The sequence below is a fragment of the Desulfosudis oleivorans Hxd3 genome, from assembly GCF_000018405.1.
Lineage (GTDB): Bacteria > Desulfobacterota > Desulfobacteria > Desulfobacterales > Desulfosudaceae > Desulfosudis > Desulfosudis oleivorans.
Map to the genome: position 1 here is coordinate 2,529,696 of NC_009943.1, position 20,231 is coordinate 2,549,926.

19 protein-coding genes are annotated in these 20,231 nt (G+C 52.7%); 1 reads left to right on the forward strand and 18 read right to left on the reverse strand.

Annotation, left to right across the window (positions count from 1 at the left end):
• Positions 1-12 precede the first annotated feature (12 nt).
• The 12 genes from DOLE_RS10685 to DOLE_RS10745 all read right to left on the reverse strand — a co-directional run bounded on the left by DOLE_RS10685 (position 13) and on the right by DOLE_RS10745 (position 10,514).
• The gene (locus DOLE_RS10685) at positions 13-663 is read right to left on the reverse strand and encodes a riboflavin synthase (protein ID WP_012175494.1); all 651 of its coding nucleotides are present in this window, start codon (positions 661-663) and stop codon (positions 13-15) included.
• Positions 663-1,754 (reverse strand): bifunctional diaminohydroxyphosphoribosylaminopyrimidine deaminase/5-amino-6-(5-phosphoribosylamino)uracil reductase RibD, encoded by a 1,092-nt coding sequence (gene ribD, locus DOLE_RS10690; RefSeq protein WP_012175495.1) that lies wholly within the window; start codon positions 1,752-1,754, stop codon positions 663-665. The genes DOLE_RS10685 and ribD overlap by 1 nt, the downstream gene beginning before the upstream one ends.
• 71 nt (positions 1,755-1,825) lie before the next feature.
• Complete coding sequence (nrdR, locus tag DOLE_RS10695) at positions 1,826-2,281, reverse strand: transcriptional regulator NrdR (protein ID WP_012175496.1); 456 nt, start codon at positions 2,279-2,281, stop codon at positions 1,826-1,828.
• A 15-nt stretch (positions 2,282-2,296) separates the two neighbouring features.
• Positions 2,297-2,764 carry a deoxycytidylate deaminase gene (locus DOLE_RS10700; RefSeq protein ID WP_012175497.1) on the reverse strand — a complete coding sequence of 156 codons (468 nt, stop codon included), beginning with the start codon at positions 2,762-2,764 and terminating at the stop codon, positions 2,297-2,299.
• Complete coding sequence (gene glyA, locus DOLE_RS10705) at positions 2,757-4,016, reverse strand: serine hydroxymethyltransferase (RefSeq protein ID WP_012175498.1); 1,260 nt, start codon at positions 4,014-4,016, stop codon at positions 2,757-2,759. Before glyA ends, DOLE_RS10700 begins: the two co-directional genes overlap by 8 nt.
• Positions 4,017-4,074: 58 nt before the next feature.
• A complete protein-coding gene (gene acpP / locus DOLE_RS10710) occupies positions 4,075-4,305 on the reverse strand; it encodes an acyl carrier protein (RefSeq protein ID WP_012175499.1) in 231 nt (76 codons plus the stop codon).
• A gap of 128 nt (positions 4,306-4,433) precedes the next feature.
• The gene (gene fabG, locus DOLE_RS10715) at positions 4,434-5,186 is read right to left on the reverse strand and encodes a 3-oxoacyl-[acyl-carrier-protein] reductase (protein WP_012175500.1); all 753 of its coding nucleotides are present in this window, start codon (positions 5,184-5,186) and stop codon (positions 4,434-4,436) included.
• A gap of 43 nt (positions 5,187-5,229) precedes the next feature.
• On the reverse strand, positions 5,230-5,409 hold the full coding sequence (gene rpmF / locus DOLE_RS10720; RefSeq protein ID WP_041280512.1) for a 50S ribosomal protein L32: 180 nt from the start codon (positions 5,407-5,409) through the stop codon (positions 5,230-5,232).
• Positions 5,410-5,584: 175 nt separating this feature from the next.
• Positions 5,585-6,145, reverse strand: a complete 561-nt coding sequence (locus DOLE_RS10725; protein ID WP_012175502.1) for a DVU0298 family protein — start codon at positions 6,143-6,145, stop codon at positions 5,585-5,587.
• 38 nt (positions 6,146-6,183) lie between these two features.
• Positions 6,184-7,512 carry a multiheme c-type cytochrome gene (locus tag DOLE_RS10730; protein WP_012175503.1) on the reverse strand — a complete coding sequence of 443 codons (1,329 nt, stop codon included), beginning with the start codon at positions 7,510-7,512 and terminating at the stop codon, positions 6,184-6,186.
• A gap of 252 nt (positions 7,513-7,764) precedes the next feature.
• Positions 7,765-8,907 (reverse strand): SAVED domain-containing protein, encoded by a 1,143-nt coding sequence (locus tag DOLE_RS10735; RefSeq protein ID WP_012175504.1) that lies wholly within the window; start codon positions 8,905-8,907, stop codon positions 7,765-7,767.
• A gap of 434 nt (positions 8,908-9,341) precedes the next feature.
• Positions 9,342-10,514 (reverse strand): nucleotidyltransferase domain-containing protein, encoded by a 1,173-nt coding sequence (locus tag DOLE_RS10745; RefSeq protein ID WP_012175506.1) that lies wholly within the window; start codon positions 10,512-10,514, stop codon positions 9,342-9,344.
• Positions 10,515-10,700: 186 nt separating this feature from the next.
• Here DOLE_RS10745 and DOLE_RS10750 point away from each other — a divergent pair, with 186 nt between their 5' ends.
• The gene (locus DOLE_RS10750) at positions 10,701-11,555 is read left to right on the forward strand and encodes a WYL domain-containing protein (protein WP_041280514.1); all 855 of its coding nucleotides are present in this window, start codon (positions 10,701-10,703) and stop codon (positions 11,553-11,555) included.
• A 4-nt stretch (positions 11,556-11,559) separates the two neighbouring features.
• Here the strand turns inward: DOLE_RS10750 and radC are convergent, their stop codons facing one another.
• The 6 genes from radC to DOLE_RS10780 form a co-directional block, all read right to left on the reverse strand.
• Positions 11,560-12,219, reverse strand: a complete 660-nt coding sequence (gene radC, locus DOLE_RS10755; RefSeq protein ID WP_041281083.1) for a RadC family protein — start codon at positions 12,217-12,219, stop codon at positions 11,560-11,562.
• Positions 12,220-12,415: 196 nt separating this feature from the next.
• A complete protein-coding gene (locus DOLE_RS17470; protein WP_012175509.1) occupies positions 12,416-13,849 on the reverse strand; it encodes a restriction endonuclease subunit S in 1,434 nt (477 codons plus the stop codon).
• A complete protein-coding gene (locus tag DOLE_RS10765) occupies positions 13,846-14,874 on the reverse strand; it encodes a PDDEXK nuclease domain-containing protein (protein ID WP_012175510.1) in 1,029 nt (342 codons plus the stop codon). Before DOLE_RS10765 ends, DOLE_RS17470 begins: the two co-directional genes overlap by 4 nt.
• On the reverse strand, positions 14,871-16,316 hold the full coding sequence (locus tag DOLE_RS10770; protein WP_012175511.1) for a class I SAM-dependent DNA methyltransferase: 1,446 nt from the start codon (positions 16,314-16,316) through the stop codon (positions 14,871-14,873). The genes DOLE_RS10765 and DOLE_RS10770 overlap by 4 nt, the downstream gene beginning before the upstream one ends.
• 31 nt (positions 16,317-16,347) lie before the next feature.
• A complete protein-coding gene (locus DOLE_RS10775; RefSeq protein ID WP_012175512.1) occupies positions 16,348-19,017 on the reverse strand; it encodes a type I restriction endonuclease subunit R in 2,670 nt (889 codons plus the stop codon).
• A 142-nt stretch (positions 19,018-19,159) separates the two neighbouring features.
• Positions 19,160-20,005 carry a UbiA family prenyltransferase gene (locus DOLE_RS10780; RefSeq protein ID WP_208596979.1) on the reverse strand — a complete coding sequence of 282 codons (846 nt, stop codon included), beginning with the start codon at positions 20,003-20,005 and terminating at the stop codon, positions 19,160-19,162.
• Between the last annotated feature and the right edge of the window lie 226 nt (positions 20,006-20,231).

Genomic DNA, 20,231 nt, shown 5'->3' on the forward strand with positions numbered 1-20,231 from the left:
CCACGATATGATCTACATAAATCCTTTTTTGGCCAGAAATTCCATGTCAATGCCGCCGTCCGGCTTTTTCCCGGACCCGGAAAGAAAGTGCTCCACATACTTGCCGATGATATCGGTCTCAATGTTGACCGCGTCGCCGCTGTTGCGCAGCCCGATGGTGGTGATTGAGACCGTATGCGGAATGATGCTCAACGCCACGTGGGTCGGGCTGCAGTCGTTAATGGTCAGGCTGATGCCGTCAACGGCCACTGACCCCTTTTTCACCATGTACCGGCCCAGGTCACGGGGCAGGCCGATGGTCACCAGCACGGCGTTACCCGTGTTCTTCTTGCTCTGAATCACCCCGGTGCCGTCGATATGGCCGGTCACCAGGTGGCCCCCCAGCCGATCGGAGAACCGCAGGGCCCGCTCCAGATTGACCTTTTCCCCGGCCCGCAGGTTGCCCAGAGTGGTTTTGGAAAGCGTTTCCGGTGCCACATCGGCCTCGAACCGCCGGCCCTCAATGGTCACCACGGTAAGGCAGGCCCCGTTAACGGCAATGCTGTCGCCCACCTTTGTATCATCGACGGCAAACCCGGCCTCCACGCAAATGCGCCGGCCCCGGTCGGCCGACGGCCGCAGGTCCTTGATCTGGCCGAATCCTTCAACAATACCGGTAAACATCAGGACACATACCCCTCGATCAGAATGTCATCATCAAACCGGGTCACGGACACATTCCGCACCGGCAACGCATTTTTCATCTGTTCCTGTCCCGCTCCCGCGCACACGGGAACACCGTCGTCGCCGCCCAGAATTTTCGGGGCGTAAAAAAAGCATACCTTGTCCACGATGCCGGCCGCAAACGCGGCCCCGATCACCTGACCCCCTCCCTCAATCAGCAGGCTGGTAATCCCCATCTTTCCAAGGCCGTCCATGAGCCCGGCCATGTCAATCCGACCGATGGCCAGCGCCGCATCAAAAAACCGGGCCTTTCCCTTGAGCCGGTCCCGTTTTTTTTTGTCATGCCCCGGCCCCACCACGATCAGCGTTTCAGCGGACGAATCCAGGTCAAACATCGCGGCATCCTCTCGAATGGAGAGCTTTGTGTCCAGCACGATCCGCATGGGATCTCTGGTTCGCATGCCCTCAACCCGGGCCGTGAGCCGGGGATTATCGGCGTTGGCCGTGCCCACGCCTACCAGGATGGCGTCGGACGCGTGGCGCATCCTGTGCACAAAGGCACGGGCCGCCTCTCCGGTAACCCATTTGGAATCGCCGGTGCGTGTGGCGATGCGGCCGTCTAACGTCATGGCGCACTTGACCGTGACAAAAGGCCGCCCCGTGGTCACATATTTTGCAAACCACTCGATCTGCTTTTTGGCCTCGGCCTCGCAGACCCCCACAGTAACGGCAATACCCCGGGACTCCAGGTATTGAATGCCGCCGCCGGCCACGTGGGGGTTGGAGTCGATCGTGGCCACCACCACCCGGGCGATGCCGGCATCGCAAATCTTCCGCGTACAGGGCGGGGTCCGGCCCGTATGATTGCAGGGTTCCAGGGTCACGTAAAGATCGGCGCCACGGGCCAGTTCACCGGCATCGTCAATGGCCACCACTTCGGCGTGGGGTTTTCCCGCTGCCGCGTGAAACCCCTGGCCCACCACCCGGCCGTCCCGCACCACCACGGCACCCACCACGGGGTTGGGAGAAGTAAAACCGGTTCCCCGTTCGGCCAGGCCCAGGGCCATATTCATGAAATAGGTATCATCCATTCAGATCTTGCCTTCGAAAACGTGCCACGAACCGGTCAGACCGCGGGATCCAGGGAGAAAAAACATTGCCGCTACTGTTTTTTCAGCAGGCTCTTGAGCTCGGAGTAAAAATCGTGCACATCCTTAAACTCCCGGTAGACCGAGGCAAACCGCACATAGGCCACGTCATCCAGGGCATGCAGCTTTTTCATCACCTTTTCGCCGATGATGCTTGAGGGAATTTCATGCTCCCCCATCTCCATGAGGTCCTGCTCCAGCTCGGAGATGAAATCCTCTATGATGTTGATGCTGATGCGCCGCTTCTGGCAGGCGCTCATCATGCCGGACCGCACCTTGTCCTTTAAAAACTCTTCCCGCCGGCCGTCCTTCTTGACGATCATGAGCGGCGCCTTTTCCACGTGCTCGTAGGTGGTAAACCGGCGGGCACACTCCAGGCACTCCCGCCGGCGCCGGGTCTCGGTGTCGTCCCGGCTTAACCGCGAATCGATCACCTTGTTGTCAAGGGAACCGCAATACGGGCATTTCATGAAAATCTCCTTTTATCAGGGCAGCCGGATCAGCTCGACCCCGGCTTCGGCAAGCATCTCCAGGGACATGGGATCGTCATACCCATCCTTATAATAGACCGCCGAGATACCGGCATTGATGATCATCTTGGCGCAGATGGAACAGGGCTGGTTGGTGCAGTACAGCGACGCCCCCTGAATGGAAACCCCGTGAAAGGCCGCCTGGATAATGGCGTTCTGTTCGGCGTGAATGCCCCGGCACAGTTCGTGGCGCTCGCCGGAGGGAACATTGAGTCTGGCGCGCAGGCAGCCGGTTTCACTGCAATGGGTGACCCCGGCCGGTGCCCCGTTATAACCGGTGGCCAGCATTCGCTTGTTCTTGACGATCACGGCTCCCACGTGACGTCGCAGGCAGGTGGAGCGCCTGGCCACCAGTTCCGTAATCTCCATGAAATAGGTGTGCCAGTCGGGTCGGGCCGGTTTGTCCGTATGCGGTTTATCCATTGTCGTTGTCACGGTAAATCGGAAAGGCCTCGCACAGCTCCATGACCCGCTTCCGGGTGGCCTGAATCACGGTATCGTTGGAAATGTTCTTCAGCACGTTCACGATCAGCCCGGCCACCACCGCCATTTCCGGCTCCTTCATGCCCCGGGTGGTCATCACCGGGGTGCCGATGCGGACCCCGCTGGTCACGGTGGGGTTTTCCGTGTCAAAGGGCACGGCGTTTTTGTTCAGGGTCAGGCCGGCCCGTTCCAGGGCGGTCTCGGCGGCTTTGCCGGTGACGCTGATGTTGCGCAGGTCGGCCAGCATCATGTGATTGTCGGTGCCGCCGGATACCAGCTCAATGCCCTGTTCCATCAGGTGCGCGGCCAGTGCGCGGGCGTTTTTTACCACCTGCTGCTGGTAGGCCACAAAACCGTCGGTAAGGGCCTCGCCAAAGGCCACGGCCTTTGCCGCGATCACGTGCATCAGGGGCCCGCCCTGAATGCCGGGAAAAATCTCCTTGTTCAAGGCCTTTCCGAAATCGGCCCTGGCTGAAAGAATCAGGCCGCCCCGGGGGCCGCGCAGCGTCTTGTGCGTGGTGGAGGTGACCACGTCCGCGTGGGGAACCGGCGACGGATGAACCCCGGCCGCCACCAGGCCGGCGATATGGGCCATGTCCACCACCAGGCAGGCCTCCACTGACGCGGCGATCTGCGCGAACTTTTCAAAATCCAGGGTTCGGGGATAGGCGCTGGCGCCGGCGATGATCATTTTCGGCCGGTGGGTTTTCGCCAGGTCGGCCACCTGATCATAGTCGATGGTGCCGGTCTCTTTTTTTACGCCATAGTGTTTAAAGTCAAACAGCCGGCCGGAAAAACTCACCGGGCTGCCGTGGGTCAGGTGGCCGCCATGGGCCAGGTCCATGCCCAGTCCCGTGTCGCCGGGCGACAGCAGGGCAAAATAGACCGCCATGTTGGCCTGGGAACCGGAGTGGGGCTGGACATTGGCGTAGGCGGCGCCGAACAGGGTTTTGGCCCGGTCAATGGCGATCTGCTCGGCCTGGTCCACGTATTCACATCCGCCGTAATAGCGTTTGCCCGGGTACCCCTCGGCATATTTGTTGGTCAGCACGCTTCCCTGGGCCGCCATTACGGCCCGGCTGGCGATGTTTTCCGATGCGATCAGTTCCAGGTTGTGCTGCTGCCGCTCCACTTCACGGGCAACGGCCCCGGCCACCTCGGGGTCCTGCTGTGCCAGATAGTCAATGATCATTCTCACTGTTCCACCAATTCAAGGCCAGCGGCTTGCGCGCCGCCGCCCCCAGTCCGGGCTACAGCCGTTTTGTGATAAACTCCACCGCGTCCTTCACCGTCATGATCTGCTCGGCCTCATCGTCGGATATCTCGATATCAAACTCGTCCTCCAGGGACATGAGCAGCTCCACAATATCCAGGGAATCGGCGCCCAGGTCGCTGATAAACTCGGCATCCGGCCGGATTTCACTGGGATCGACCTCAAGCCGCTCGGCCAGAATGCGTTTAACCTTATCTTCAATGGACATGCTGTTCTCCTTTTACCGCTTCACCCGCCCAAAAATCGAACGGACATATTCGCGTCTGTTTTCTCTGTTTTCTGACCGGACCGGGTTTTTGTCTTTTTCGATCCGGTTATTGATAACGACCGGCCGGACTACAGGTAAAGGCCGCCATTGACATGAACCACCTGGCCGGTGATGTAAGCCGCCGCGTCCGAGGCCAGAAACGCCACCACCCCGGCCACATCGTCCGAGGTGCCCATGCGGCCCAGGGGAATCTTTTCCGCGATGCGTTCCCGGTCCTGGTCGGAAAGCCCGGCCGCCATGTCGGTGTTTACCAGGCCCGGCGCCACGGCATTGACCGTGATGTTCCGGGAGGCAAACTCCAGGGCCACGGACCGGGTCAGCCCGGCCAGGCCCGCCTTGGCGGCCGCGTAATTGGCCTGGCCCGCGTTGCCGGAAAACCCCACCACGGAGGTGATGTTAATAATCCGGCCGCCGCGCTGCTTGAGCATCTGCCGGGAGGCGGCCTTGATGCAGAAAAACGCGCCCCGTAAATTGACGGCCATCACATCGTCCCAGTCCGCCCCGGACATGCGGGGCACCAGCCCGTCCCGGGAAATGCCCGCATTGTTCACCAGCACGTCTATGCGGCCCGACTCGGCCACCACGGTCTTGAACAGGGCTGTTACATCCGCCTCACGGGACACGTCGGCCTGAATGCAGACAGCCGATCCACCCCGCGCTTCAACCTGCTTTTTTGTCTCTTCGGCCTGATCGACCGATGCGGCATAATTGACATAGACACGGGTGCCGGCATCGGCAAAGGCAAGGCAGATCGCCCGGCCGATACCACGGGACCCGCCGGTGACAACAACAACGCGTTTCTGGTGGCCTGGCATGGTCATGGTCTGTCTCCTGCCGGCAGCACGGGACACACCGGACACCCTCCTAGGCTTCCGTCTCGATCACGGTGCGGTCCTTGTAAGTGCCGCAGGAAGGGCATGCCCGGTGATGAAGTTTGGCCTCGCCGCACTGGGGGCATGAGGATACGTTGATCGGCGCCACCTTGTGCTGGGATTTGCGCATGTCTCTTTTTGACTTTGATTTTCTTCGCTTCGGTACAGCCATTTTTTTCTCCTAACACGTCTATATTTCTAAACTTATTGATTTTTTTACAGGCTTTCGCCTGCATTACAATCTTATAGCTTTTAATGGAATCACCGGGCATTGTCAAGAGATTTATGGGGGCCGGTCCGTTCGCAAACCGATAATTTCAAAGGAAAAACGAAAAAAACAGGGAGCCTCAGGCCGATGGCGGTCCGTCGATTTGTAAAAAAATTTCTTTTACCATTCTTTGGACCGCCACATCCGGATCATGACCATAGGGTGTCAGATGCCCGCGAAACTGCTCAACGATCCGGGGCCTGGCCCTGGCCAGCCGAAGGATACCGCGAAAGGCGTCCATGCGAAGGTCGTCGTGCTCCAGAAAATTCTTGTCCGGGTGAATGTAGGAGAACAGGATCTTGGCATATTCCGCGGCCAGCCCGGCATGCCGGGCCAGAATCGCGCCCATGGCCTCGGGGGCCCCCCACCCGATGCCTCCGGATTCGTCGTTTAAGCTCCACATCAGGCGACGCATGATCACCCGGGCCCTCTCCATGTCGGTTTCCGCCAGCCGGGCCGTGACCTCGGCAATGGCCTCCACGGCCCGCTGCTGGACCGGGTCGCCTTTTCTGCACAGAAAACCGATCAGGGGATTGATCACCTGCCTTGCCGGAAAGGCGGCGATTTTCTCCATGTCATCGGCGGCGTCCGGCCGGGTCAGCAGGGCGGCCACCTCTTTTTTGATCTGCCGGGTGGTCAAGGGTCGTATCCTTTTCCGCCGCTCCGGTTTAGGCACCGCTACAGACTGGTTTCAATCTGGGCCATGGTCACCACCGGTACTGAGAGCGCGCCCTTGCCCAGCACCAGGTCCAGCAGTTTCTGGGAGCAGATGCGGTACTGAAGCCGGACCGAAACCACCACATCCTTGCAGGGGGTTTTGGCCGGCAGTTTAAAGGTTTCGGTCACGGCCTGCCCGGGCGGTATGCGTTGATCCGTAAGGATCTCACGCGCAAGGGAGATGTTGTCCACCGGTTTGCCCTTGCCGTCCCCGAAAATCGTATGGTAAACCGTCGCACTGTCTGCCACGTAGCCATCGGCATTCAAAGCCCCGGAAGCATAAAGCACCTGCCCGTCCTTTTTGCTTTTCACCGTCACCTCAAGCCACATCTGTCGGGCGTTTGTCAGGCCGGTGGGCAGCTTGTGGCCGGCCCCGGTATTGGACACCGTCACCGTCAGGCGCCCCTTTTTTATCCCTGTCGTATCCAGGGTAAGGGTAGCGGCATGGGTCAGCCGCTCAACGGCCATTGCCGTTTTTTCCGTGTCGCCGAACTGTTGGGGCACAAAATTGTTGGCGCCCACAAAATAATGAGTATACACGTGGTCCCGTTCCGGGCCGATATCCGACGCATAACCGGGGTTGTCGGGCCGCGGGGTGGAACCGGTGGCCGGCAGGCCGGGCTTCTGGCGCATGTGGCATTCCTGGCACACTACCCGCTTTGCCGGATCGTCGCTGTTGTAGGGGCCGGCGGCCCACTCATCATAGGTGGTCTCCAGGTCGGTGCCGAACGCCACGTGCTTGACGTTATGGCAGGTGCCGCAGATTTCAGCGCCGGTATGAAATTCCGAAAACTCGGCTTCGTGGAACTCGGGCACCGGATCCTTGATCGGGCCCCGTTTGATGCCGGGATCGGCCTCGCCGTTACCCGGCGACAGGACCATGCCGTTATTGTACATCTTTTCCGCGCTCACGGCCGAATGGCAGAAATCGCACTGGATCCCGTGGGTGGCGATCTCCGGGGTCTTTGACCAGTCGTCCGAGGTCTTTTTTGGAAAGCCGCTCACCACGCCCACCGGGGTGTGGCACTTGACGCAGGACTCGGACTCCTCCACCTCGCCGGGGTCGGTCAGGCCGGTTAAAAAAAACTTTGCCACCTTCTGGTAAATGGGGTCCTTATGGGCCAGGCCGTGCATGGAGTTTTTCCACTGGGCGTAGATGTCGCTGTGGCATCCGCTGCAGGTATCAGGGGAAATGAACTGGGATACCTCGAAGGACTGGCCGGCAGGGGCACAGACAGGCGCCAGACAGACTGTCAGCCATACACAGACAACCAAAAAATGATTTTTCATTGATTTCCTCACACATATCGTTCTGTTTCGCAAACCACCAGCCGCTTACAGCGCAACCATATCACACCGGCACCATGGTTTCGATATTTTTCAACAGGAGAAGCCGGTCCGGCGCGCGGTCGTCCTCTCGGGTTACAAATCTTTTGACGAATAAATAACCTAAGGGAGGATATTATGACCGCACATGAAAAATTAGCACTAGCACTAGAGTAATAATATGCCAAAAATTGATACCCAGAATCAGGTGTGACCTTATGTTATTTCCAACGCCTTTATAAACTTTTTCTTTAAGTTGTTCTGATCATAAACAATCCATTTTGAGTCTGCTTTTGGCATTCTTACCCTGCCTAATTCGACGGCACAGGCAACCGGCATGGCGGGAAAAATACTTAAAGGCGTGGCTTTCCCGTGTGCCTTTCCAATATCAACCAATAGTGAACGAACTGTTCGTCGATAAATTGAAAGCTGTTCTCTGGATGTCAAGAAATCATTACCGGGTTTTTCAATCGTAACTTCCCAAATGGATATGTCTTTCCCGGTCACTGATGTCACCCGGTCATGTGCGATTGAATCGCTTAATGAAAGCAAAAGAGCCGGTGGATGAAGGAATGTGTTGGGCGGTTTGATTAAAAAATCAAAATTTTTGGGGGTGTCGGCCCATTGCCAGGTTGGATGGGGTTCCCGACGACGCTGATATACATCCACCGGAACCTTGTCGTTCAATAATGAGCCTAAGAGAGTTAATAAAGGCATAGGGGCGATTGCAAAAACGGACAGATGATATGGATCTGCGGTCTCAATGAGAGGGATAAGTTTTCGCTGAAAGGCATCTCGTAAATTTTTTGACTCGGTGTCCCAATATCCTTTTTCATCGTCTTTACCTTCCCATTTCATGGAAAGATTTATTGTTTTCTCCTCAGCCGGATACTTCAAAGGAAAAAGAGCAGCCTTGGCTTCCTCTGGCTGTAAACTGGATTTTTGTTCGCCTATGTTGGCTCCGTATAAAATGACATGGGACTTCTTCTCTGGATTGACACCCGTTACAATTGCAACTCGTTTTTCATGTTCGTTTTTCCAACCAATCAGAAGTTCCGCTGAGTATTTTTTCCCTCCTTTATCCTGATCAATTGTTTTATGGCAGTCATGGCACATAAGCATAAGATTTGATACATCGTTGAGGAGTTTTCGATTAAAAGAGAATTGCCCCCAACCTCGTGGACCGCGCTCTGAAAATGCATAAATGTGCGCTTTTTCAGATATGTTGACGTTCTCCTGTGTCACCGGAGACTTATATAATAGCCGATTACAACCAGCGAATTGACACCTGCCTGCCGCTCTCGCCCACAGCTCTCTTTCAACTTCCTTTTTTATATACCTCGTGACCTCTTTCGGCATTGTAATGCTCCTTCATTTTGTTGGATGGACACCGCCCCCCATCCATTCATCCGTTTCCAGCCAGTGTTCAAAATAGAAAAACCAAGTATATGCCCATGGAATAATTGTCTTCGATAAGAGTAGACCCTGCGACCACTCATTGGCCCACGGAAGGAAGAGGCACAAAGTTTCCTCTTTCTGCGAATAAAGATGTGGGATTTCTCTTTCACCGGCTAATTGCCTTATCGATGGACTGATTACGCGAGTCTTTGGTTTTTTCCCAAGTCTGTAGGATACTTCTACAGTATATGTCCGACTTAAAGGGGTCGGTTGTATATTCCCCACCCATATTAACTGACTCCTTTTTATAGCCCCCTTACCTTCCGGGAAAGCCATCCGAAGAGCATTCAACTGTGCCGCCAAGGAATGGCATTGATGCTGGAAATATCGGTTTTTCATTTCCCGTAAAACGTATTCCTCCTGACCGGCGTCCCTATGCCTGTAGTCAGACCAACGCCGGACGCCACGCTTAGAGTACGGTTTCTTCGACGCTCGTTAATTACATCGACGTAATCATTAAATACAACCGAGGTGTCTCTTTCACCGAAGACCTCTTCGCCAAGAAGTCGCTGGAGCCCATCCAGCCCTTCAACCTGTTCTAATTTTTCAAAGTCGGATATCGCCTTTTTATGCCATGAAAAAAAAGCTTCCGCCCTCTCTCGATGCGTGTTCCATTTTTCTGCGAAATTTTCACCGCTGGTGGTTTCGTTCGGAATATAATAGATCTTCTGCCCTTGAATAACCCGCTCCTCTATAAAGTCAGGTAAATGCTGAATCACGGAAAATAACAAATCGAGTTCACTGGTAAACCTTCTTGACAAAACGAGATGCTGATAGGACTTTGCGGCCAGAGTGGTGAGTATTATTGAAATTGGAGCGTTTTTAGCGTCGTTATTAATAAAGCAAAGATCCCGGTGCCTCTTCAAAATCTGGACGCACCGCTTCAAAATACTTTTAAAGGGGACTTGTTCAGGAAACGGGTCAACCTTTGCCATCACGACTCTCTCCGAAAATTCGATGGTGGGCATCAAGGCTGCAATATCCTCAAACCATTTTACGTACCCTTGAGGGTGGCTGTTTTTCCATTCTCTAAGTTTCCTGTCGGGGACCATCAGACCGCCGTTTTGGCTACCGTCATCTTTTGTGGCCGGAGTAATATCCAAGTGTAACTTACTTGATTGCGCATAATTGAGCCGCCACCCCCTGTTTAGAGGTTCTAGCATTTTTTTGTATACCTCGTTTGCCTCAAGCCGCTCTCCTACTGCCTTTCTAACCGCCTCCGGGGAGCATCGGCTGGAAAACAGGTTCAGCAGACAAACAAGATCAATATCAAATTCATCTCGCCCCAAAGGTCGAACTGTCGTCCCCAAGCTCATTGATCCCTGAGGGAAAATATGCGGAGCGTGCGGGTGCAGGACTTCTCCGCCGTCCAGCCATTCTCCCACAGCCTTATATTTACCCTTTGCGTCCTGATATTGGGTGTCTGTCAGCTCCAATTTTTGGCAGATCTTTTCTAAAAGATAAAAAAGCTGCACCCTCTTATCATTAGAATACCTTTCAAAAACCATACGTTAAACCTCCTTTGCTCCGAACCAATTATTTCACTGCCGCCGCCACACGGATATTGACTTCCATGCGGTTATTCATGTAAATTAATCAGTATATAAACTTTGTCAATAAAGTTTTTTTATCCATATAGAATATTTATTCACAATATATTAACAGTCTGTTTTTAAACATAAAGGAGAATAGATATGAGATGGGGTGTTCGACAGCGGTTGGAATTTATTGAAACACGGCTTTTTTGGGAGGGCAGGATAAACAGGGGGGATTTGACCGAATTTTTTGGGATTTCTGTTCCCCAGGCTTCAGCGGACATTGGGCTGTATCAGGAGAAGGCCAAAGGGAACATCGAGTACGACAAAAATAAAAAGTTCTATTTCGCAAGCGCCAACTTTAAACCTGTGTTCATCGAACCAAATGCCGACCTTCTTTTCTCGCAATTGAGATTATCCGAATGCGGCCTCAAAAGTGACACGTTGAGTTTTTTAGGGAAAATCCCGGAATGCTATATCGTACCTACTCCAGACAGATATGTCGAAATTGACGTGGTCAGGGATTTATTAAAAGCCATAAAAAATAATTTGGAGCTATATGTCGAATACCAATCGATGAAAAGCACCGACGTTAGCTTGAGATGGCTTTCCCCTCATTCGTTTGCATATGATAGCTACCGATGGCATGTCCGTGCTTTTTGCCATAAAAGAAATGAATATAGAGATTTTGTTATAGGAAGATTAATTAAAGTTTTAGAAACCAGACGTCCCCAAAAAGCGTTGCCGGAGGATAAAAAATGGAATACGACCGTGGTCTTAAAAATCGGGCCGCATCCTGGGCTGCAACCGCACCAAAAAAGTGTAATCGAACGTGATTATAAAATGACTGATGGCATTTTAGAGGTTAGGGTTAAAGAGGCAATGTTATTTTATGCAAAAAAGAGGCTTGGTTTTGACGACAAAAACCATGCAGAACGTCCAAGCAATGAGCAGCAAATTGTTCTCTTGGGTGAAGAAAAAGATGATGGGCCATCAGAATGCGGCTCATCTTAAAACATTATTGTTCTTCCTGCTCGGCAAAGGAGTAATAGCCGGTGGTGTTAAAAATGATGTGGTCCAGAAAGGTCAGGCCCAGGGTTTGGGCGGCGTCTTTGAGCTGCCGGGTCACCTGGATATCTTCCCGGCTGGGGGCCAGGTCGCCGTGGGGGTGGTTGTGGGCCACGATCACGGCCGAGGCGCGTTCGGCCAGCACATCGGCAAATACTTCCCGGGGATGGACCTGGGTTTTGTTGATCAGGCCGATGCTGACCACCCGGACGCTCATGACTTCGTTGGCGCCGTTTATGGACACGCACAGAAAATGTTCCTGCTTGCGGTCGGCGTAGTGGTGAATCAGGGGCAGCACATCGGCCGGAAACTTGATTTTCAGGCCCTGGGGTTTGACGCGCCGCCGCACGAATTCAAAGGCCGCGCAGATAGCGGCGGCCTTGGCCATGCCGATGCCGTCCACCGCCATGATATCCTGTGCCGTCAGGGCCGCGCCCTTTTCATCGATAATTTTGATGATTTTCCGGGAAAGGGCAAACACGTCGTCTTTGGCCGTGCCCTTGCTCAGAAGAATGGCCAGCAGTTCCTGGTCGGACAAAAACGCGGCCCCCTGTTTAAGGAGCTTTTCCCGGGGCCGGTCAGCGGGCGGCAGATCTTTTAGTTTTTTCATGGCCATTTCCATTTGCCGTTAATGGGTGCCAGTGACATCCATTGATACCCAAATAATATTATCTTTATTGGGTGGCATGGGCCAAGCCGGCAGGCTTGCCCATGGTTTTCATGAAGGCCGGTCTTGCACTGGCAAGCTGTCGCTTGGCCAGTGGCACCCATTAAAGTCAATGATGGGTTTTGCTTTGTCTTCGTCTTTAAGTTGTCGTGCGACTTTTCCGCTTTGCTTGTTTCCGGGTTTTTTTGACGGCTGCTGCCATTTTTTCTTTTTCCGCCAGAATGCGTTCCAGCAGCTTTTCGGCGGGCTCGTCGTTTGGGTCCTGAGGCGTCAGTTCACCGCGAAAGGCCTTGGCCAGCACCGACCGGGCCAGCTTATCCACCCGGGCTCGGGCGTTTTGATAATGGGCCTCCAGCTTGTCGGCCAGGGCAAACGACCGCTCCACTTGCCGGACGATCTCTTTTTGTTCTTCAAGGGGCGGGAAGGGGATCTCAAAGCGGCCAAGTTTTTGTGCATTAATGTTCGACTGATTCACACCATCCGTTTTTTCTCTATTACAAAAGGCTTTAGCATAATCCGTATTTAAAGAATAATTGAGATAGTGGGAATCGAGAATATCCATATTATTGATTCTAATAAGATAACCTGCAAAAATAGCGGCTCGTTCTCCCAAATAAATTGCTGTTTTGCCGACCAATTCAGGGCTATTGGTACGATTGAATAAAACCGTATTTTTTTCTAATTTATATTTTTCTATTTCTTTCTTATTGGAAGAATAAACAAGATTGCTCCAGTCGATTGCCCCATTTTGCAAATTGCCCATCCTGAGGACAGGAATGTCTCCTTTTTTGCTTGATTTGCTGGATGTTCCATATTGAAATGATTCGCAAATCTTATTCAGAAAAGTATACTTCCATGTTTCTGGGAGCAACCCATTGTCTTCGGTCTCAACTTCAGCAAACAACTTTTCAATTTTGTTCTTTTGTTGGTTTGTTTGGCTTTCATCAAGACGTCTATAATATATCGATTGAACAGTAGCCTCCGCACCCTCCACATCCGGATGGTCTTCCCGCCATTTTTCGGTGAGGCGGCCGGTGACGGCGGCGGTTAAAACAGACTGACGGAAGCGTTTGATGATGGTGGGGATTTTGTCCAGCCGGGTTTTTAATTTGTCAATGCGGGGAATGATTTGGTCCAGCCGGGCGACAATGCGCTTTTGTTCGTTAAAGGGCGGGAGGGGAACACAAAAACTTTTTAAATTATCTATTGTTACTTGCGGCTGTGCCGTGCCGGTAACAATTTTTTCTTTGTCGCTTGATTCGAGTGCATAGTACAAATATTTGAAACTTTGATGAAGAGTGTTGGGCAATTGGACAACCAATGAGTTCGAAGTGACAAAACATTTCGGGGGAGAAATATTAATAGTTCCGCTATTAGCCCCCCGGCAAGATATTAGAACTTGGGGATCTTCATATAAAAACGAATCATAATAGCCAATTATTGAGTTGGCGCCAAATACGGGATACAGACCTTGTTTGTTAAACTTATTTTTTGGAAGGCCCTTGCCATATACAATCTGAGAAATTTTCTGAAGAGGGGCCGCAACCCATCCCTCCGGCAGCAGCTCCTTCATTCAAGGTCCTCCAGTTCGGCTTCTATATCTTCGATGCTCGGCAGGGAGGACTTGAATTCATCGGGCAGGCAGCGGGTGATCATGTATTCGCTGACGCCGATGGGCTTGTGAATGTCCTTTAAGGCATATTCCACCACGGTCTTGTTTTTTGACTTGCAGATGAGAATACCGATGGTGGGATTGTCCTGTTCCGTCTTCATCTGGCCGTCCACGGCAGACACATAAAAATTGAGCTGGCCGGTAAAGGCCGGTTTGAACCGGACCGCTTTTAATTCCACCACCACATAGCAGTGCAGGCAGACATGATAAAAAAGCAGATCGATATAAAAATCCTCGTCGCCCACCGTCAGCCGGTGCTGGCGGCCGATAAAAGAGAACCCGGCGCCCAGCTCCAGCAGAAAGCGGGTGACCTGGTCCATGAGGGCATTTTCCAGCTCCTTTTCATCATGTTTTTCCCGCAGGGTGAGAAAATCAAAATTATAGGGGTCTTTAATGGTTTGCAGGGCCAGGTCGGACTGGGGGGCCGGCAGGGTGGCCGTAAAATTGGTTACAGCCCGGCCCTGGCGCTGAAACAGATTGCTTTCGATCTGGTGGGTCAGAACCGCCCGGGACCAGTTGTTTTCCATGGTTTTCTGGACGTAAAACAGGGCTTCTTCGGGGTTTTCGGTTTTGCTGACAATGACCAGGTTGTGCCCCCAGGGAATTTGGGCAACAAGCTGTTGCCCAATTGACGCTTCCTGCGACCAGAACAGATACCACTGACGCATGTATTTCAGGTTTCGCAGGGAAAAGCCTTTAATATCGGGAAATTCCGCTTGCAGGTCCTTGCTCATCCGGTCTAAAAAGCCGTCGCCCCAGGAAGCCTGTTGCTGTTTTTTAACAATCTGGGCGGCCAGGTCCCAGTACAGGGTCAGCAATTCCCGGTTGACGGAGACCGCCGCCTTTATCCGGGAATCATTGATCCGCTTTTTTATCTCCTTGATAAAAGAGGTATACTCCCTGTCTTGTTGAGGCGTTTTACTCATTCGGCCGTCTCCTGGTCGATAAGATCCAGAATTTCCTGGAGCCGGTCCACGCAGGCATTGAGTTCGGTAATGGCTTCTCCGGCCAAAAGGTGAGGTTCCGGCAGGTTGGCCGGGTCTTCCAGGCTGTCGTCCCTGAGCCAGGCAATATCCAGGTTATAGTGCCGGTCCTTGATCTGGGAGCGGGTAAATTTTTTAAAACGGCCGTCGTCCCCCTGGTCTTTGCGCCGGGAACGGCCGACCGGATCAGGGCCGTAGCATTTTTCAAACTCGTCAAACATGGCCGGGGTCAGGGGCCGCTCTTTTTTGGTGACCCCGGGGATATTGGTGCGACCGTCGTAAATCCAGATGTTTTCGGTTTTGACGCCTTTCTGGAAAAAAATCACATTGGCCTTGACGCCCTGGCTGTAGGGCGAAAAGGTGCCGTTGGGCAGCCGCAACAGAGTATGGACATTGCAATCTTCCATCAGGTAGCCAATAACCTCGCCGGCGGCATCGGCAAAGAGCACATTGTCCGGCAGCACCATGGCGGCCCGGCCGCCGGGCTTGAGAATGGTGACCACGTGCTGAATAAAATTGAGCTGTTTGTTGCTGGTGCTGACCGTAAAATCATCCCGCACCGGGGCCTGGTTGGCGCCCTTGGTGCCGAATGGCGGGTTGGTGAGAATGCAGTCGTAGCGCTCGCCCCGGTCCGGCTCATAAATGCTGTCCCCAAGATAGATTTGCGGTTCCAGGCCGTGGAGAAACAGGTTCATCAGGGCCAGGCGCCGGGGCCGGGGAACCAGTTCCTGGCCGAAGTAGGTCTGTTTTTTGATGCGGGCCACCTCTTTGCGGTCCAGCGCGCCTTTGGAGACTGCCATCAGCCATTCATAGGCCACCATTAAGAACCCGGCCGTGCCGCAGGCCGGGTCGCAGATGGTAAAGTCCTTTTGTTTACGCGGGTCGGGCCGCATGACAGTAACGATGGACTGGATCAGCGCCCGGGGCGTAAAATACTGTCCGGCGCCTTTTTTGCCTTCAGCCGCCGATTTTTCGAGCAGGCCTTCAAAGGCCGCGCCTTTGACATCCACCGGCATTTCCGACCACAGGGTTTCGTCAATCATGTTGATGACTTTTTTCAGGTTGACCGGATTGGTAAAGCGGGGCATGGCCTGGGTAAAGATGTCTCCCAGCAGGCCGGGCTGCCGGCTTAAGGCGCGCAGGATATTGGCAAAGGCGTCCAGCAGGTCCGTTCCCGACTTTTCAACAAACGGCTGCCAGGAGCAGTCCAGCCGGACCGTTTCCTGATTGTCTTCATATTCAACGGCGGACAGATCAATACCTTTTTCGTGGGCCATCTTTAAAAACATCAGATAGGTCAACTGTTCGATATAATCGCCGTAATCAATACCGTCGTGGCGCAGGGTATGGCAGAACCCCCAGAGTTTATTGGCAACATCCGACATGGAAAATCCTTATTTTATGCTCAGAGCCGGTTTACGCAGCCAGGGCTTCGTTGAGTTCGCAGATAAGCGGTTCAAACCTGTCGCCGAATACCCGCCGGGCGGCGCCGATGCCGCCTTGACGTTCAAAGACCGGCATGAGGGCAAAATCCTCTTCGGCAATGGCCAGGTTTTCAATTAAATGCTCTTTAATATAGGCCAGCCAGGCACGCTGGTCATCATTAAAATCGTGATTGCGGACAATTTTTTCCACGGCGGCGTCCACCCGTTCGGCGGCCGTTAAAATCGGTACATCATAGTCCGAGGCGTGCTTGATCATGGAGATGATATCGGCCAGCGGCTTTTTGTAAACCAGGGCATGGCCGCGCTGCAGGTCTTTTTCCGAAAAATCGCTTTGCCGCAACTGCTTTCGCAACTCGTCCAGGGCGTCGGTGCCCCACTGTTTGGGCCGGGACAAGAGGATGTCAATAGCGTCGATGTGTTCCGGATTGCGCCGGACAAATTCTTCAAACAGTTTGAGATAGTCTTCGGGTTTCTGATAGTCGCCGCCCACCCGGAACATGACCTCGTGTTCCACCGTATCGACAATGTCATATCCTTTAAAAAAGACTTTTTTCGGGCGGGGATAGTTGAGCAGCAGGTCCTGAAAATCTTTATCGCGCAGCAGTTTCATGGTTTCGGTAAATTGCTCGGCCAGATTGTCTTTCAGCCGGTCGGCAAAGGCCTTCATGTCGCCGGCGGGAATATATTTGGTAAAGGCCTCCCGGGCTTCGGCGCCCATGTTTTTTTCGATTCGGCGGAGTCGCTTGATAAGCCGGTTGATGTTGTATTCCCGGTCCTGGTTATCGTAGATCGCTTCGATAATTTCGGACAGCGGCGTTGCTTCCCGTTGCAGGCTGACATTAAAGTCGGTAGCGTCTTTAAAGTATTTGATGAGCGAACCGTCAAAGCAGTCGAAGATGGTAAATTTTTCCTTGTGGATTTCTTCACACAGCCGGGTGCCCCGGCCCAGCATCTGCACCCAGAGAATGCGGGACTTGACCATGCGCATGAACACCACCATTTCAATGGCCGGGATATCCACGCCGGTGGTCAGCATGTCCACCGTGACGACGATATTGGGTTCCGGCCGGTTGCGGAACTGCCGGATCTTTTGAAGGGGGCGATCGACGGTGGGGCTGCCGGTGATCTTCATGACAAAGTCGTCTCCCCGGCCGTACACCTCCTTGCAGGTTTTGACTATCTCGTCGGCATGGGACACATGGGGCAAGTCGTTGACGGCAAAAATCAGGGTTTTGGGGAAACGGTTATTTTCCTTTTCATGTTCATCCGTATATTTCTTAAGCGCGGAAATAATCTTTTTGATGCTGTCCGGCGAGGTGATCTTGACCTCAATCTCAGTGGCCACGAATTCCCGCTCATCTTCCAGTTCATCCAGCTTTTCAGCGCCGCTTTCCCGGTCGATAACGCCGACCAGCTCCCCTTCTTTTAAAAAGGCGCCGTTAATATGAATACCGGATTTAATCTTAACGGCCTCGTAATCCACCAGAAAGCCGTCCAGCACCGCCTGTTCGGTGCTGTAGCTAAACACCTTGTGCTTGAACATGGCCAACGTATGAGTGGCCGGGGTGGCTGTGAGGCCGATTTTGACTGCGTCAAAATAATCCAGCACGTATTTCCACCGGCCGGTTTCTCTGGCGGAGTAGCCGCGATGGCATTCGTCGGCAATAATCACATCAAAGGCATGAATGGGGATATCAAGCTTGCCCGCGTCCACCTCATATTCAAAGTCACCGACCGCTTCTTTGCCCAGAAGGTTGATGGACATTCGCTGGATGGTGGAGACGTAAATAAAGGTGTGCTTTTCCTGGGGATCAGTCAGATACGCCTCGGGCAGTACTTTCGGGTCAAAATTGTTCTCATCGTCAAAATCATCCCGCCGGAATTTCTGGCTGTATACTTCATAGGCATTATCCAGCTTCAGGCCTTCCGGCGTTTCAAACGATGAAATGGCCTGGACGGCCTGGGCAGCCAGAGACCGGCGGTCCACCAGGAAAAGGATGCGTCTGGCATATCCGGACTTTAAAAGACGATAAATAGAAGACACCAGCGTAAAGGTTTTGCCCGTACCGGTGGCCATGGCAACCAGCATGGTCTTTTTCCCATTGCCAATGGCCGTTTCGATAGCGGCGATGGCCTCTTTCTGGTAGGGACGCAGTCGGGTGATATCTTCAATGGGTTTTTCCGCCAGCCAGGCCTCCGCGCTTTGGGTATCCCGGTTAAACTTGTCCAGCAGTGCCCGGGGCGAATGAAAATCAATCAACCGACAAGCGGTGTTTTGATTGTTTCTCACATCAAGGTGGAAAATCAATTCGCCGTTGGTGGAATAGAGAAAAGGAACTTTATAGCCGCGCCAATCACCGATGGAATCGGGCGCCCCCTTTGAATATCGTTTGGCCTGTTCCAGTACATTACCGGCGCCGACGGCGATTTTTTTGGCCTCGATAATGCCCAGCAACTTACCGTCAACAAACAAGGCATAATCGGCCGGGCCGGTTTTGGTGGAATATTCTTCAACGGCGTGGTGGGTCAGCAGAGATTGGTCTGTAACATCATCGTTATGAATAATAGTCCAGTTCAATAACGAGGATGAGAGCCGGGTATCAATTCTTTTTTTTCTGGTTGTCCGTTCCGATTCGGTCATTGTTTTTATCTCTTTATATGACTTTGCACCATATCACACCGGCATCATGGTTTCGAGGGTTTTCAAAACCGTATGGATCACCAGCCCGGATGTTTCACGAGTTGATTTGGGGGCAGATACAGGGCGCGGGACAAAAATCGTGTTATTTTACAAAATAAAGCAAAATAAAAAAGGTGCTCAGGGACAGCGATGAAATCATGCTCAGACGCATTGTGTGACTGTAATCCGCCTTGGCCGGGTTGTTTATGGCTTTCAGAAACCACCGGCTAAAAAAGGCCAAAACCGGTATTATAGAAAGCAGGAAGAGGTAAAACAGCTGCCAGCCGAAATACCATTTGAAATACACCAGGAAGCCAGGTAGTGCGATCAGGAACACGGCGGCAGAAAAGACAAAGGTTCCCCTGATGCCGAGAAGACAGCTTAAGGTAAGATCACCTCTTTTTTTGTCCTCTTTGTGTTGATAAATCTGCGTCAGAGGATAAAATCCCATCAAAATCAGGGTGGTCAATACTGCCGGAATAAATATATCCGCTTGCAGAATAACGTCAAATCCCCTGTGATTCAGCGCCATGTAGCACATCCAGAAGGTGAACAAACCCTGAAAAAAGCCGGCGATCAGCCAGCTCAACCAGGGATACTTCTTAATTCTAATGGAGGGATGGCTATAAGCCTTGCTGATGAGGCCGTAAATAAACACCATTACCGCAAACTGCCGGCTGATGCAGAGAGCCAGGAGTATGCCCGCTCCATCAAAGACCAGGGATGTGGCATATAGATCTCTTTCCACCGCAGGCGGATGTTTCAGGCCACCGATACTTTCCTCATCTTTATCAAAATAACTGTTGTACGCATTACTGGCCGGATAGATAAAAAGATGCAACACTATGAAGGTCAAAACAATCCGGTAACCTGATGGGTTGATACTTATGCCCAATGCAAATAAAAATACGGGCATCAGAAAAAATGAAAAGGGAATTCGCAGATGCAATAAAGTCGATTTACTGATCATTGGATTATAAAAAAGCGTATAAAAGGGGTATAAAAAAACAGGGCAGCGGTTTCTCTTGCTGAAGATAAATGTCAGTCTGGTCCACCCGGTTCTCCTGGCAAATAACACGTTTTGTTGTTTTTTTAAGGCTTTGTAAAATCTCCGGGTATTATATCACATTTCCGAACGTCCTGGCCCGGATATTTCAAGAATTGGTTTGGCCGCA

What these genes read in the sequence shown, in the direction of transcription:
- DOLE_RS10685 (WP_012175494.1), bottom strand. Translation starts at nt 663, where the DNA reads ATGTTTACCGGTATTGTTGAAGGATTCGGCCAGATCAAGGACCTGCGG.
- ribD (WP_012175495.1), bottom strand. Translation starts at nt 1,754, where the DNA reads ATGGATGATACCTATTTCATGAATATGGCCCTGGGCCTGGCCGAACGG.
- nrdR (WP_012175496.1), bottom strand. Translation starts at nt 2,281, where the DNA reads ATGAAATGCCCGTATTGCGGTTCCCTTGACAACAAGGTGATCGATTCG.
- DOLE_RS10700 (WP_012175497.1), bottom strand. Translation starts at nt 2,764, where the DNA reads ATGGATAAACCGCATACGGACAAACCGGCCCGACCCGACTGGCACACC.
- glyA (WP_012175498.1), bottom strand. Translation starts at nt 4,016, where the DNA reads ATGATCATTGACTATCTGGCACAGCAGGACCCCGAGGTGGCCGGGGCC.
- acpP (WP_012175499.1), bottom strand. Translation starts at nt 4,305, where the DNA reads ATGTCCATTGAAGATAAGGTTAAACGCATTCTGGCCGAGCGGCTTGAG.
- fabG (WP_012175500.1), bottom strand. Translation starts at nt 5,186, where the DNA reads ATGACCATGCCAGGCCACCAGAAACGCGTTGTTGTTGTCACCGGCGGG.
- rpmF (WP_041280512.1), bottom strand. Translation starts at nt 5,409, where the DNA reads ATGGCTGTACCGAAGCGAAGAAAATCAAAGTCAAAAAGAGACATGCGC.
- DOLE_RS10730 (WP_012175503.1), bottom strand. Translation starts at nt 7,512, where the DNA reads ATGAAAAATCATTTTTTGGTTGTCTGTGTATGGCTGACAGTCTGTCTG.
- DOLE_RS10735 (WP_012175504.1), bottom strand. Translation starts at nt 8,907, where the DNA reads ATGCCGAAAGAGGTCACGAGGTATATAAAAAAGGAAGTTGAAAGAGAG.
- DOLE_RS10745 (WP_012175506.1), bottom strand. Translation starts at nt 10,514, where the DNA reads ATGGTTTTTGAAAGGTATTCTAATGATAAGAGGGTGCAGCTTTTTTAT.
- DOLE_RS10750 (WP_041280514.1), top strand. Translation starts at nt 10,701, where the DNA reads ATGAGATGGGGTGTTCGACAGCGGTTGGAATTTATTGAAACACGGCTT.
- radC (WP_041281083.1), bottom strand. Translation starts at nt 12,219, where the DNA reads ATGAAAAAACTAAAAGATCTGCCGCCCGCTGACCGGCCCCGGGAAAAG.
- DOLE_RS17470 (WP_012175509.1), bottom strand. Translation starts at nt 13,849, where the DNA reads ATGAAGGAGCTGCTGCCGGAGGGATGGGTTGCGGCCCCTCTTCAGAAA.
- DOLE_RS10765 (WP_012175510.1), bottom strand. Translation starts at nt 14,874, where the DNA reads ATGAGTAAAACGCCTCAACAAGACAGGGAGTATACCTCTTTTATCAAG.
- DOLE_RS10770 (WP_012175511.1), bottom strand. Translation starts at nt 16,316, where the DNA reads ATGTCGGATGTTGCCAATAAACTCTGGGGGTTCTGCCATACCCTGCGC.
- DOLE_RS10775 (WP_012175512.1), bottom strand. Translation starts at nt 19,017, where the DNA reads ATGACCGAATCGGAACGGACAACCAGAAAAAAAAGAATTGATACCCGG.